This window comes from Bacteroides sp. RCH18 (assembly GCF_058231005.1).
Map to the genome: position 1 here is coordinate 1436922 of NZ_JBIPTC010000001.1, position 14077 is coordinate 1450998.

At 43.1% G+C, this 14077-nt stretch carries 9 protein-coding genes; 6 read left to right on the forward strand and 3 right to left on the reverse strand.

Annotation, left to right across the window (positions count from 1 at the left end):
* Positions 1–13 precede the first annotated feature (13 nt).
* The 6 genes from ACHLI0_RS05760 (at position 14) to ACHLI0_RS05785 (ending at position 8559) form a co-directional block, all read left to right on the forward strand.
* Positions 14–2839, forward strand: coding sequence for a glycoside hydrolase family 2 TIM barrel-domain containing protein (locus ACHLI0_RS05760; RefSeq protein ID WP_490748640.1), 2826 nt, complete (start codon positions 14–16; stop codon positions 2837–2839).
* Positions 2840–3196: 357 nt separating this feature from the next.
* Entirely contained in the window at positions 3197–4795 is a 1599-nt protein-coding gene (abc-f, locus tag ACHLI0_RS05765) for a ribosomal protection-like ABC-F family protein (protein ID WP_490748641.1), read from the forward strand.
* An 86-nt stretch (positions 4796–4881) separates the two neighbouring features.
* A complete protein-coding gene (nudC, locus tag ACHLI0_RS05770; RefSeq protein ID WP_195591836.1) occupies positions 4882–5670 on the forward strand; it encodes an NAD(+) diphosphatase in 789 nt (262 codons plus the stop codon).
* Between the two features lie 6 nt (positions 5671–5676).
* Entirely contained in the window at positions 5677–6240 is a 564-nt protein-coding gene (locus ACHLI0_RS05775) for a Crp/Fnr family transcriptional regulator (RefSeq protein ID WP_234119387.1), read from the forward strand.
* A gap of 84 nt (positions 6241–6324) precedes the next feature.
* Positions 6325–7374 (forward strand): acyltransferase family protein, encoded by a 1050-nt coding sequence (locus ACHLI0_RS05780; protein ID WP_490748643.1) that lies wholly within the window; start codon positions 6325–6327, stop codon positions 7372–7374.
* Positions 7375–7383: 9 nt separating this feature from the next.
* On the forward strand, positions 7384–8559 hold the full coding sequence (locus tag ACHLI0_RS05785; protein WP_490748644.1) for a DUF418 domain-containing protein: 1176 nt from the start codon (positions 7384–7386) through the stop codon (positions 8557–8559).
* A gap of 305 nt (positions 8560–8864) precedes the next feature.
* Here the strand turns inward: ACHLI0_RS05785 and ACHLI0_RS05790 are convergent, their stop codons facing one another.
* The 3 genes from ACHLI0_RS05790 to ACHLI0_RS05800 all read right to left on the reverse strand — a co-directional run bounded on the left by ACHLI0_RS05790 (position 8865) and on the right by ACHLI0_RS05800 (position 14053).
* Complete coding sequence (locus ACHLI0_RS05790) at positions 8865–10610, reverse strand: phospho-sugar mutase (RefSeq protein ID WP_008767964.1); 1746 nt, start codon at positions 10608–10610, stop codon at positions 8865–8867.
* 132 nt (positions 10611–10742) lie between these two features.
* Positions 10743–12380 (reverse strand): C69 family dipeptidase, encoded by a 1638-nt coding sequence (locus tag ACHLI0_RS05795; RefSeq protein ID WP_008762217.1) that lies wholly within the window; start codon positions 12378–12380, stop codon positions 10743–10745.
* A gap of 20 nt (positions 12381–12400) precedes the next feature.
* Positions 12401–14053, reverse strand: a complete 1653-nt coding sequence (locus tag ACHLI0_RS05800; RefSeq protein WP_490748646.1) for a M23 family metallopeptidase — start codon at positions 14051–14053, stop codon at positions 12401–12403.
* Between the last annotated feature and the right edge of the window lie 24 nt (positions 14054–14077).

Consider the following 14077-nt stretch of genomic DNA (forward strand, 5'->3'; position numbering starts at 1 on the left):
AGAATAAACCTATATGAAAACATTTATTTTTATAATCTTAAGTTGTTTATTTTCCTTAACTGTAAATGCACAGAGTACGGAAATCCAATATCTGTCGGGAAGCGGATATCAAGACACAAAGACATGGGATTTTTATTGTTCCGCAGGCATGAACAGCGGCAAATGGAGCAAGATAGAGGTCCCTTCGCAATGGGAATTACAAGGGTTTGGCGAATACACTTACGGACGTTTCTATTTGAATAAGGGAGCTAAACCCAGCGATGAAACCGGGCTATACCGATATCAGTTCAAGGTACCCGCTAAATGGAAAGATATGCAAGTCAGTATTGTTTTTGAAGGAGTAATGACAGATACTGAAGTGAAAATAAACAATATATCGGCAGGCGACATTCACCAAGGCGGTTTCTATCGTTTTAGCTATGACATAACAGATAAACTAAATTTTGGAAAAAAGAATAATCTGGAAGTAAAGGTATGGAAAGAATCTGCCAATAAATCAGTGAATGCTGCCGAACGACGTGCAGACTGGTGGCTCTATGGCGGTATTTATCGGCCCGTATACCTCAAAGCCATGCCCAAAACACATATCGAACGTATCGCAGTAAACGCGATGGCAAATGGCAAACTAGCAACAGAGCTACATCTGAAAAATATTTCCCAAGACTATTCTGTAGCGGCAACGATTACTCCTGTAGGCAGTAAGACAAGTATCGGCAGGCAAATCATTTCACTGAACAGTGATGAGATACAAACTATAACTACAGAATGGAAAGGCATTCAGACATGGGACTGTGAGAACCCCAATCTTTACACTTTAAAGCTGGAACTACTCAATCCTCAGAAGCAAATTGTCCACATCCATGAAGAGCGTATCGGATTCCGTACCATTGAGTTCCGCCCCAAGGACGGCATTTATGTCAATGGAACCAAAATTATAGTAAAGGGAACCAACCGTCATAGTTTTCATCCTGATGGCGGACGTACAACAAACCGTGAACTTAGCCTGCAAGATGCCTTATTAATTAAAGAAATGAATATGAATGCCGTACGTTCTCATTATCCTCCCGACAAACATTTCCTGGAGATATGTGACTCGCTTGGCATATTCTATCTGAACGAACTTGCCGGCTGGCAGAATAGCTATGACACGGAAACAGGATTAAAATTACTGTCTGAGATGATAAACCGTGATGTAAACCATCCCTGTATCTTTATGTGGAGTAATGGGAACGAAGGAGGATGGAATAAAAATATAGATGCCCACTTTGCAGATTATGATCCGCAGAAACGTCATGTCATCCATCCGTGGGCTGATTTCAACGGGCTTGATACTCATCACTATCCAGCTTATCAAACAGGTCCTTACCGCTTGGCAAACGGATATAATGTATTTATGCCTACCGAATTTCTACATGGACTTTATGATCGCGGACAAGGAGCCGGCCTGGATGATTTTTGGGATAGCTATAAGTCCAATCCCTTATTTGCAGGAGGATTTTTATGGGCATACGTTGATGAAGCTGTTAAAAGGACCGACCTAGGAGGACGTCTGGACTCGGATGGTCCTAACGGTCCGGATGGCATTGTAGGCCCCAGACGGGAGAAAGAAGGAAGTTTTTATACCGTCCGTGAAGTCTGGGCACCTATACAATTCCAGAACCTCTTTATCACCCCATCTTTTAAAGGAGATTTCATGATAAGTAACAACTATCTTTTTACGAATCTGAAAGAGTGCAGTATGAAATATCGAGTCTATTCCCTTTCATCACCTTTAAAGAAGGGGACACAAACGCTGCTTTCCGAAGGTGCAGTGCCCCTTCCGGATATTGCTCCGGGTGAAACCGGCAAGGTACATATGAAATTACCTGCTGTTTTTTTCCAAGGGGATGTGCTGGAACTGGAAGCTTATGATAAACAGGGGCATTCTATCTGCAATTGGACCTGGCCAATCAAATATGCCAATGAATATTTTGCAATGCAATATAATAAACATATTAGTACTTCATCCGCAAGTATTAAAAAGCAGAATGGAGAGGTCACTTTGTTTGCTAATGGTATCTCTGCCACCTTTAGAAATGGGATACTTATCGAAATAAAACAGAAGGATGAAATCATCCCGTTAAATAACGGTCCATTACCTGTCGGTATGAAAGCTAATTTTAAAGAAGGCTATGAGTACATGCAAGATAATGACGCCTGTTACATTGCCAAATATGAAGGAGGAATAGATTCAATTGTCTGGCGTATGTCCGGAGACGGATTATTAGGTATGGAAGCTGTACTGCTGAATGATCCTAAAGGTCATGGTTTTGAGGGAGCCTTCTTTGATAAGAAAATATATAATCTCGGGCTCACTTTCTCTTTTCCGGAAAAAGAAGTGAAAGGCATGAAATGGATGGGACGTGGCCCTTACCGTGTATGGAAGAATCGTATAAAAGGTACCAATTATGGCATTTGGGAGAAAGAATACAATAATACCATAACCGGTGAAAGTTTTGATCATTTAATCTATCCGGAGTTCAAAGGTTATCATGCCAATGTTTATTGGGCAACATTAGAATCAGATCGCGTACCTTTCACTGTTTACTCTGAAAGTGATGGCTTGTTCTTCCGTGTATTTACTCCGCTGGAACCTGTCCATCGACGTAATGGTGAAAACACAATGTGGGAATTCCCGGAAGGTGACATCTCTTTTCTTTATGATATTCCCGCCATGCGTTCCGGAAAATCCATTCCTGAACTTGGTCCCCACAGTCAGCCAAGCAGTATTCGCATTAAAAAAGGGGATGACGGTTTTAAAATGAAATTATGGTTTGATTTTCGAGTGAGAAAGATGTAATAAGTTAATAAAGTAGGTAGTGAAAATGAAGAGCGGGCCGTTTTTTAATTGTAGTCTCTGCTCTTCATTTTTTTATTCCACATTCTGAATAAGTTCAAAGAATCCATTTTTCCAGCCAAAACCAAACAATATTATAAAAGAAAGTACTATCTTTGTGCCCAAGTTAAACTATATACTTACCGCAATGAGAATTTCTAAGTAAGACAACACTTCTAGTAAACATCACTTTTCATCCATGCTTTTTCTTTATCGTTAAGCATCACGAAATTCGTGTTGTTTAGCCAGTATTGTGTTTGTCGTTCCCTTGTCCCGTGATTATCCTCACCCAGTTTTCAACCTCAAACCCAATAGACCATCATGCCTATTAGTATTCAACAAATCAGCTATATCCATCCGGATAAAGAAGTATTATTCAGTGACCTTAACTTTGCCATCAGTAAAGGGCAGAAGTTAGGATTAGTCGGCAACAACGGCTGTGGCAAATCTACCCTGCTGCAAATTATTGCCGGGCAATTAGCACCCTCTTCCGGCGTCATCGTCCGACCGGACGACCTCTATTATATTCCCCAACATTTCGGGCAATATGATTCGTTGACCATCGCGCAAGCCTTACAGATAGACCACAAGCAGAAAGCACTACATGCTATCCTTGCGGGAGATGCCTCAATAGAAAATTTCAGCATATTGAACGACGACTGGAATATAGAAGAACGTTCCGTCGCCGCCCTCGATTCGTGGGGATTGGGACAATTCCCACTATCCTACCCGATGAATCTGCTCAGCGGAGGAGAAAAGACACGCGTATTCCTCGCAGGTATGGACATTCATAATCCGTCCGTCATACTGATGGATGAACCGACCAATCATCTCGATTCGTCAGGCAGACAACGTCTGTATGACTGGGTGGAAAAATGGCGTTCCACGCTGTTGGTAGTAAGCCATGACCGTACACTGCTGAATCTTCTTCCCGAAATATGTGAACTGGAAAAGCATCAGATCAGCTATTACGGTGGAAACTATGAATTTTACAAAGAACAAAAAACACTGATGCAAGAAGCCCTGCAACAACGCATCGAAGAAAAAGAGAAAGCGCTCCGCACTGCCCGCAAAGTAGCCCGCGAAACAGCTGAACGGAGGGATAAACAGAATGTACGTGGTGAAAAAAGAAACCTGAAAAAAGGTGTTCCGCGTATTGTACTGAACAGTTTACAAAGCAAATCGGAAAAGAGTACTGCCAAACTAACCGGTGCCCATCAGGAGAAAGCCGAGAAGTTAACTGACGAACGTAACCAACTCCAAAGCTCACTCTCGCCGACAGCTGCACTAAAGACTGACTTTAACAGTTCCGGACTTCATACCGGTAAAATACTGGTTACGGCAGAGGAGATTAACTTCGGTTATCATCCCGATCAGCCACAACTTTGGCAAGCTCCTCTCAGCTTCCAGCTGAAAAGCGGGGACCGCCTTCGTATAGAAGGAGGCAACGGCAGCGGAAAAACAACTCTGCTGAAAATCATAACCGGGCAACTTCAACCACAGGAAGGCACACTCATACGGGCAGATTTCACCTATGTATATCTGAATCAGGAATATTCGATCATCAATGATCGAAACAGTATTCTGGAACAAGCCTATGCTTTCAATAGCCGCAACCTGCCGGAGCACGAAATAAAGATTATTCTGAACCGATATTTATTCCCGGCCTCCGAATGGGATAAATCTTGCCGGAAGCTAAGCGGCGGAGAGAAAATGAGACTTGCCTTTTGTTGCCTGATGATCAGTAATAATATGCCCGATATGTTTATACTGGATGAACCGACCAACAACCTAGATATACAAAGCATCGAAATTATTACTGCAACCATCAAAAACTATGCAGGTACTGTGATAGCCATCTCACACGATCATTATTTCATTCAGGAGATTGGAGTGGAACAAAGTATATTTTTAAGTTAATCTATTCATATTTTATCCCGTAAACCCTACATATATCGATACAGTTTTTATAACTTCGCAGCGCGAAGAAAATAGAAAAATATAAAATGAATCAAACAGCTGAATCCCTGTGGTTTGTCTTTTACAAAGACGAACTACTACTTGAAAAGGAGGGGAACGGTACATTTGCCATTCCCTGCGGAGAAATTCCTCCTATCCTGATCAAAGACAAGACTACAGTACACAATATCACCACACTGGAAGGAAGAAACTGCAAAGCTTATTCCGTATCCCAACCTATTGAAGAGACAGAGCAATATGCAATGATAGGGCTTCGCGCTTCTTACGAATACCTTCCGCTGGGACATTATCAGGCAGCAGGCAAAGCCCACGAAATACTGCATTGGGACAGAAACAGTCTGTTCTGCTCGGCTTGCGGCACTCCGATGGAACAAAAGGAATCTATCATGAAACGCTGTCCGAGTTGTGGCCGTGAAGTGTATCCGGCTATCTCGACAGCCATCCTTGTTTTAGTGCGCAAAGGCGACTCCATACTTCTCGTTCATGCCCGCAACTTTAAAGGCAGATTCAACAGCCTTGTAGCCGGATTCCTCGAAACAGGCGAAACACTGGAAGAATGTGTAGCCCGCGAAGTGAAAGAGGAAACCGGACTGGACGTGAAGAATATCACTTATTTCGGCAACCAGCCCTGGCCCTACCCCAGCGGATTAATGGTAGGATTCATTGCCGATTATGCCGGAGGAGAAATCAAATTGCAAGAAGAGGAATTAAGCTCCGGTGATTTCTATACAAGAGATAATTTGCCGGAACTTCCACGAAAGTTGAGCCTGGCACGGAAAATGATCGACTGGTGGCTGGAATGCTCCCATAAATAAACAGACATGGAGAACATCATCAAAGGAATCCGCCGATATTATCCGGTATCTGACGGCTCACTGGAAATGCTTTTCAGCCACATGAAAAAGCTGGAATTGCCAAAGAAACACTTACTGATACACGGCGGAGTATCAGATCGTCACGTCTACTTTATAGAGAAAGGATTTTGCCGCTCCTATTGCCTGCGTGACGGTGAAGAAATCACGATCTGGTTCTCACGCGAAGGCGATATCACTTTTGCGATGAAAGACTTATACCACAACCAACCGGGATACGAATATGTAGAATTACTGGAAGATTGTGAACTATATGCCATACGCATTGATGAATTAAATCAGATTTATGAAACAAATATCGAGATTGCCAACTGGGGACGCGTTATCCATCAGGAATGTCTGCTCTACATGGACATACACCACATAAACCGACTATATCTACCGGCCAAAGAACGCTACGAACAACTTCTACGCGAACAGCCGGATGTAATTCACCGTGCCCAACTGGGATATATAGCTTCCTTTCTTGGGATGACTCCACAACATTTAAGCCGCCTGCGCTCCGAATCCTGAGTTCTTTTTAATCTATGTGAATTTTTATATCACAGAAAAACTGTACTTTTACAGCCGAATACAAAAAAGAAACAGATAAACGTCGTGATCAACACATTAACATCTTTACGAATATTCTTTGCCTTGATGGTATTCGGAGCACATTGCTATGTTCTGGATACAAGTTTCGATGCCCACTTCTTTAAAGAAGGATTTGTTGGAGTCAGTTTCTTTTTTGTCCTCAGCGGGTTTATTATTGCCTACAATTATCAGAAAAAACTGCTGACAAAAACGACTACTAAACGCACGTTCTGGGTAGCACGCATTGCCCGTATTTATCCCCTGCATCTACTTACACTATTAATAGCCGCATGTATAGGAGGATATGTTCAATATAGCGATACGACGGACTGGATCAAACACTTTGTCGCCTCTACCTTTCTGTTACAGCCCTTCTTCCCCTCTGCCGATTATTTTTTCTCTTTCAACAGTCCTTCATGGAGCTTGGGGTGCGAACAGTTATTTTATTTCTGCTTTCCTTTCGTGATTCCTTTCTTAAACAGCAGGCGAAAACTATTGGTTGTACTCTCAATCTGTCTTCCGGTCATGCTGGCAGGTATGTATCTGACTGCCGACGAACAAATCAAAGCATATTGGTATGTCAATCCCATCACCCGCCTGCCGGACTTTTTTGTGGGAGTATTACTTTATCAGATCTATCAGTCATTACACAATAAAAAGATTTCTTATTCCACGGGAACATTGTCAGAAGTAGCATCCGTTGCTTTATTTCTTCTTTTTTATCTTTATGCCGCAGATATACCTAAAGTATACCGTTATTCTTGCTATTACTGGTTACCCGTTTCTCTGATGATACTCATCTTTGCCTTCCAGAAGGGAGGTATATCCCGGCTATTATCCAATCGGTTTCTGATAATAGGTGGAGAAATCAGCTATAGTTTCTACCTGATACATTTGTTTATTATACTCACATATACGAAAATGGCAGCGCTCTATCAATGGCAGGTGTCATGGATGATCAGTGTTCCCCTTATTTTCGGTATCACCATTATACTTAGTTTACTTTCTTACTATTATTTCGAAAAGCCCGCCAATAAATGGGTAAAACGAATACTAACTAAAAAACAATCATAAATCAGCCCCATGGAATTATTAAAAAAGACACCACGAATTGAAGTAGTAGATGCCCTCAGAGGATTTGCCGTTATGGCCATCCTCTTGGTACATAATCTGGAACATTTCATTTTCCCTGTTTATCCGGAGAGTTCTCCCGAATGGCTTAGCGTTTTAGATACCGGAGTGTTTAATGCAATATTCTCATTGTTTGCCGGAAAATCTTATGCCATATTCGCCTTGCTTTTCGGATTTACTTTCTATATCCAATCGCATAATCAGCAGTTGAAAGGAAAAGATTTCGGCTACCGTTTTTTATGGAGACTGGTTTTACTTGCCGGTTTTGCCACTCTTAACGCAGCTTTCTTTCCGGCTGGAGATGTTTTGCTTCTGTTTGTTGTTGTCGGTATCATACTATTTATTGTACGCAAATGGAGCGATAAGGCTATTTTAATCACCGCTATCTTATTCTCATTACAGCCTATTGAATGGTTCCATTATATAATGAGTCTGTTCAATCCTGCCTATACCCTGCCCGATCTGAATGTCGGAGCCATGTATAGCGAAGTGGCAGATTACACCAAAAACGGAACTTTTTGGGAATTCCTCATTGGCAATGTCACATTAGGACAGAAAGCGAGCTTGTTCTGGGCCATTGGTGCCGGACGTTTCTTACAGACTGCCGGACTTTTCCTGTTCGGTCTGTACATCGGACGCAAAGAACTGTTCGTCACTTCAGAGTCTCATCTGAAATTCTGGACCAAAGCACTGATCATTGCAGCTATCAGTTTCGCTCCGCTTTACTCTTTGAAAGAGCAGATCATGCAAAGTGACAGCAGCCTGATTCAACAGACCGTAGGGACAGCTTTCGATATGTGGCAGAAATTCGCATTCACCATTGTACTGATTGCCTCCTTCATCTTACTTTATCAGAAGGCTAAGTTCCAGAAAACCGTTTCCAACCTGCGCTTTTACGGAAAAATGAGTCTGACTAACTACATCACACAATCTATTATGGGAGCTATCATCTACTTCCCATTCGGATTTTATCTGGCTCCCTATTGCGGATATACGCTCAGTCTGATTATCGGAATCATTCTTTTCCTATTACAGGTACAGTTCTGTAAATGGTGGCTGTCGAAGCACAAACAAGGACCATTGGAAACCATCTGGCACAAATGGACTTGGTTGGGAGCTAAGAAATAATGAAGAAAGCAGGCCACGAAGTACACACAAACTACAAACGAACAACTTATGAAAATGAAACGTTACGTATCACTCTAAAGCATCAACAAAACCGTGTATCCCCGTAGCCTGCATGTTTAAATTGAGATGATTTAGATAGAACAAGATTTCCATAAGAAGGATTAGCAAGGGAACTTAAAGAATGCAAAGGAAATGAAAGACCGATGAAAAGGCGGTTACATAAAAGAAACGCCTCCATAATCTTCGAGACTATGGAGGCGTTATTTATTGTTTCTCTATTCTGAAATATCAGAAGAAGAACGGAATCAAATACCTAATGACTTCTTCACTGCTTCAATCTTTTCCATTGCAGCAGCATCAGCAGAAGCGAAACAGTTGCGACAACCCATTTCTCCTTGTACTTCCATATAGAATTTGATCTTCGGTTCTGTTCCCGACGGGCGAACTGAAACTTTGCTTCCGTCTTCAGTGAAGTACTGGAGCACATTAGATGTTTCCGGCATATCAAGGTCAGTCACCTTGCCTTCTGCATCTGTCTGTTTCAGCGTCTTATAGTCTTTGCTCAGGATCACCTTGGAACCACCCAGTTCTTTCGGAGGATTAGCACGGAAGTTTTCCATCATAGCTTTGATTTCTTCAGCACCGCTCTTGCCCGGTTTCACTACGTTCACTGTGAATTCTTTGGAGAATCCATATTCTACGTAGATATCCAGCAACAACTGGTACAATGACTTGCCGTTATCTTTTGCCCAAGCAGCTACTTCTGCAATCAGACAGCAAGCTGATACGGCATCTTTATCACGTACGAAGTCTTCGGCAAGGAAACCGTAGCTCTCTTCACCACCACCGATATATTTCTTTTTGCCTTCACGCAGACGGATTTCACGTGCGATCCATTTAAATCCGGTGTAGCAGTCGAGCATTTCGATGTTATTCTTATCAGCAATCTTCTTGATAAGTTCGGTAGTAACGATAGTCTTCACACAGAACTCATTACCCTTGATCTTACCCAACTGTTTGTACTGAGTCAGAATATAGTAAAGATACATCATACAAGTCTGGTTACCGTTGATCAGTACCCATTCTCCCTTGTCGTCCTTGCAGGCGATACCTACACGGTCGGCATCCGGATCGGAAGCCATCACAAGATCGGCATCAATTTCTTTAGCCAGATTGACAGCCATAGAAAGCGCTTCGGCATTTTCCGGATTCGGAGATATTACTGTCGGGAAGTTACCGTCTTTGATCATCTGCTCGGGAACAGTAAATACATTTTCGAATCCCCACATCTTCAAAGCGCGCGGAATCAACATCATACCTGTACCGTGAATCGGAGTATAAACGATCTTCATATCCTTATGACGGGCGATAGCTTCCGGATCAATAGAAACTGTCTTCACCATATCGAGGTAAATCTTGTCAATATCTTCACCGATGATCTGAATCAGATCCGGGTTCCCCTTGAACTTGATATCAGCAGCGGAAGCGATATTATTCACTTCATCAATGATACCAGCATCGTGCGGAGCCAGTACTTGCGCACCATCATCCCAGTATGCTTTGTAACCGTTGTATTCTTTCGGATTGTGAGAAGCAGTCAGGATAATACCGCTCTGGCAACCGAGGTGACGGATTGCGAAAGACATTTCCGGAGTCGGACGCATATCATCGAACAGATATACTTTGATGCCATTAGCAGAGAAAATGTTGGCAGAAGTTTCAGCGAACAGACGGCTGTTGTTACGACAGTCGTGACCAACCACTACAGAAATCTGAGGCAGATCTTTGAAGTTCTTCTTCAGATAGTTGGAAAGGCCCTGTGTAGCAGCACCTACCGTATAGATATTCATGCGGTTGCTACCTACTCCCATGATACCACGCAAACCACCCGTTCCAAATTCAAGATCTTTGTAGAATGCTTCGATCAATTCGGTTTTATCTTCGTTCTCCAACATGCGTTTCACTTCAGCCTGAGTTTCGGCATCATAAGCCGGGGTCAGCCATTTTTCGGCTTTCTCAGTGACCTGCTTGATAAGTTCCTGATTTTCCATTTCGATTATTGTTTATTGGTTAATGATTATTTCTCTATTCTCTGTCAATCCTTGAATATATGCCAAGTCTTGAGCACACAAATGTAAAAGAATAAGTTTATAAATCCTAGTTATTTAATGAATAATTGACAACTATTTCACCAAATATCTCTCTCCTGTCTGCTTCACATATTCCTCCAGAAACTCCTTCGGATATCCCGGACGAATGACACCGGCAGGCTGTCCGATAGAATTCCGTTCAAACTGTCCGTCCTTCACGCGCTTCACTACTCCGTCGTTGTACTTCACAATCAGGAAAGTGCCCAGTTGCTTCCAAGTATCAAAAGTACTCTGGGCGGTCATATTAGTATAGTTAGTCAGGAAAGCGATTGCGGCATTCTTATCTTTTGCCAGCAATTTGGCTGCCATTTCTTCAATACCTTCCTGCGCATTATTAAAGGTCGTTTCCATCTCTTTCTGAGTTGCACGCACGTCACCGATCATCAGATCATAACGTGGATAGACCATATTAGACACCCAGTTGAAAATCCAGAAAGCGGAATTCCAGGAGAAAGTGATGTAATCTGCGCCATCTACACGTGTATAGCATAACGGAGCTTTCGTCGTACAGCAATAAACAGGAGTAAATACGGCCATATTCGCATCGTCCACTCCAAACCAAAGAACTCCGCCTATGGGGTCCGGCTTGTTGGCACGCATTTGTGCAACAAATACGAAGCCACTTTGTTGAGTCGAAATCGGACGTTCGTTAAAATACTCCTTATCACCTACCTTGAAATTCAGTGGAGAAAGGCGGTACGGGGTTTTATAAGGACCGGCACCGAAATCATTGGAAATATCAAGCGGTGTTCCTTCGTAGTGGTCACGCATCATATCTTTCACGTCCTGTACGGAAAGTTTACGGTTCGGCTTTACGAAAAGAGGCATCGGAGTATCTGTCTTTCCTTCGATATAAGGAAGATAGTCATTTCCATGGTCAGTAAATTTATTGAAATAGCTCCACACACGGGCTTCGCAGAAGCGACGGGCACCGAAATCAAGGGGCGCATAAGCCTCAGCAAAGCTGAAATCCTTGTTCACTCCATTGAAGTAACCTTTCTCGCGAGCGAAGGAAATCACATCCGGAGAAGTGATACAGTTTTCTTTGTCATTCATGTCAAACTGATGAATACGGGATTGATTGGCATGAGCCGAAATACAGTCATCCGGTACACGTACAGCCACCCAGACGGCACCACGTACCCCCGGCCCCTTACCGATCATTTCCATAATCCAGATTTCATTCGGATCGGCAATCGTAAACGATTCCCCTCCACTATAATAGCCATATTGCTGTACCAAATCAGTCATGATACGGATCGCCTCGCGAGCGGAACGTGAACGTTGCAATCCGATATAAATCAGACTTCCGTAGTCGATGATTCCGGTAGAATCTGCCAGTTCCGGACGTCCACCGAAGGTGGTTTCACCGATAGTCACTTGAAATTCATTCATATTGCCAGTCACATTATAAGTCTGGCGTGCCTGTTCGATTTCGCCCAGATACTTACCCGTATCCCATTCATAGACTTTCAACATCGTCCCTTTGGGATATGTAGCAGCCGGATAATGATAAAGCTCACCGAACAGGCCATACGAGTCGGCCGAATAGGAAACAATAGTCGAACCGTCAGTCGAGGCATTTTTGCCGACAATCAGATTCGTACAAGCGAAAGAATTCGCCAGAGCCGCCAAAGACAGGACAGCAGATAGAATGATTCTTTTCTTCATATATAATACATTTTAATAGTTTACCAAACAAAAGTTTCCTTCGAAACGGTCTGATTTCCACAAGCATCCGTGACAGTCATTTCTACGGTATGCTTGCCGCCTTTCTTCACATGTTTCGGGTCAAGCACACATTCCCAGTAGGACTTTACGATATTGGGACGACCGAAAAGTGCATATTCACCGTCAATCGTTCCCCGATAGGAAGCGATACCTGCTCCTTCATCTTTCAGCCGATAGACAATCTTTCCGTTTCGTCCCCACAAGTTCTTGTTAACAGGTATAATTTCCGGAGGAACAGTGTCCAAAGCAACCGTATATGTGCCCAGTTCACGAATAGATGCTTTCATAAATCCATCTTCGTACTTCCCTCCTACGCTGTATTTAGTCCCTTTAGGGGTCACTCGCGCCACGTAATATTTCGTAGTGTCCGCCACTGGTTTGCGCCGCAATCCGATTCGCAATTCACAGCTTGCATGTAGCGGGACCGGCTTATCATTCAACTGATAGGTAAATGCGACCGCTCCGCTATCCGCTTTTATCTGATATTGAAGAGGTACATTATCATATAGCATTCCCTTCGGAACAACCAGACTCAACCCCGGTTCCTGCAGATAATTCGTCTTATCCCAGGCAAAGAAGTATTTCTCCCGATGATTCAACGGTTCAACCGGCTGTTTCTTGCCACGTACCGTAAAGTGATAGCGGGAAGTATTGCCAAAAGCATCTTTCAATGTATATTGAAACTGATAATCCCGTTCTTCGTCAATCGTTACCAAACCACGGTTATCGTTCGAGGCTTTCAACAACCGTAATGTATTTCCGGGATCAATAAAGGATTTCATGTACTGCCCATACGTCCAGGAGTTTATCATTCGGTTTTCTTCCTGCGAAAAGCGGTCTACGGTGCTACGGAACACTTCTGCACCATCTACCGTAAGCACTACGGAATACACTCCATAATGATTATTTACCCCGTCCATGTAGTCATACGCTTTGATACCTGTGCCGATTACCCCCCATGCTTCCACCGGATGTTCACTGTTCGGCAGAATCGTTTTATTTTCCTGACTTCCACTGACCACTCCTTTGCCAAGCTGCGGAAAAAGCATGATTCCATCCGCTTTCGGGGCACGTGTATCTTTCAGATTCTTTTTAAAGAAAGGCATAGGATCGATATAGTCTCCCGTCTCCGTCTCGAACACATCCAGATGAAGATGCGGTCCGAATGAGTATCCGGTATTCCCACTCAACGCAATCCGCTGTCCGGCTTTCACCGGATATTCATCGGGTTCGGGGATGATTTCTACTTCCCAGTTCTCATTTTCATATTGAAGTTTCTTTACCCTTTCGGCAATAGGAGACAGAAAAGCGCTCAAATGGCGGTTGATAGTGGAATAGCCGTTGTGATAGCAGACGTCAAGCACATACCCCGAACCATTAGTGACACGTATACGTGAGATATACCCGTCAGCAAGTGCCCGAACCGGTTTGCCGATTGTTCCTCCCGTCTTAAAATCTAATCCACCATGAAAGTGATTGGAACGAATTTCTCCGAAGTTTCCACTCAATGTAAGGGGAAAGTCGAAAGGTGGCACAAAGGCAGCCTGCTTTTTTTCCTGTGCATACCCCTCCACGCAACAGGCCAATAATAAAGCAGCAATATATCTTTTCATTATCTTCTTCACTTTTTTACTTCC

What these genes read in the sequence shown, in the direction of transcription:
- ACHLI0_RS05760 (WP_490748640.1), top strand. Translation starts at nt 14, where the DNA reads ATGAAAACATTTATTTTTATAATCTTAAGTTGTTTATTTTCCTTAACT.
- abc-f (WP_490748641.1), top strand. Translation starts at nt 3,197, where the DNA reads ATGCCTATTAGTATTCAACAAATCAGCTATATCCATCCGGATAAAGAA.
- nudC (WP_195591836.1), top strand. Translation starts at nt 4,882, where the DNA reads ATGAATCAAACAGCTGAATCCCTGTGGTTTGTCTTTTACAAAGACGAA.
- ACHLI0_RS05775 (WP_234119387.1), top strand. Translation starts at nt 5,677, where the DNA reads ATGGAGAACATCATCAAAGGAATCCGCCGATATTATCCGGTATCTGAC.
- ACHLI0_RS05785 (WP_490748644.1), top strand. Translation starts at nt 7,384, where the DNA reads ATGGAATTATTAAAAAAGACACCACGAATTGAAGTAGTAGATGCCCTC.
- ACHLI0_RS05790 (WP_008767964.1), bottom strand. Translation starts at nt 10,610, where the DNA reads ATGGAAAATCAGGAACTTATCAAGCAGGTCACTGAGAAAGCCGAAAAA.
- ACHLI0_RS05795 (WP_008762217.1), bottom strand. Translation starts at nt 12,380, where the DNA reads ATGAAGAAAAGAATCATTCTATCTGCTGTCCTGTCTTTGGCGGCTCTG.
- ACHLI0_RS05800 (WP_490748646.1), bottom strand. Translation starts at nt 14,053, where the DNA reads ATGAAAAGATATATTGCTGCTTTATTATTGGCCTGTTGCGTGGAGGGG.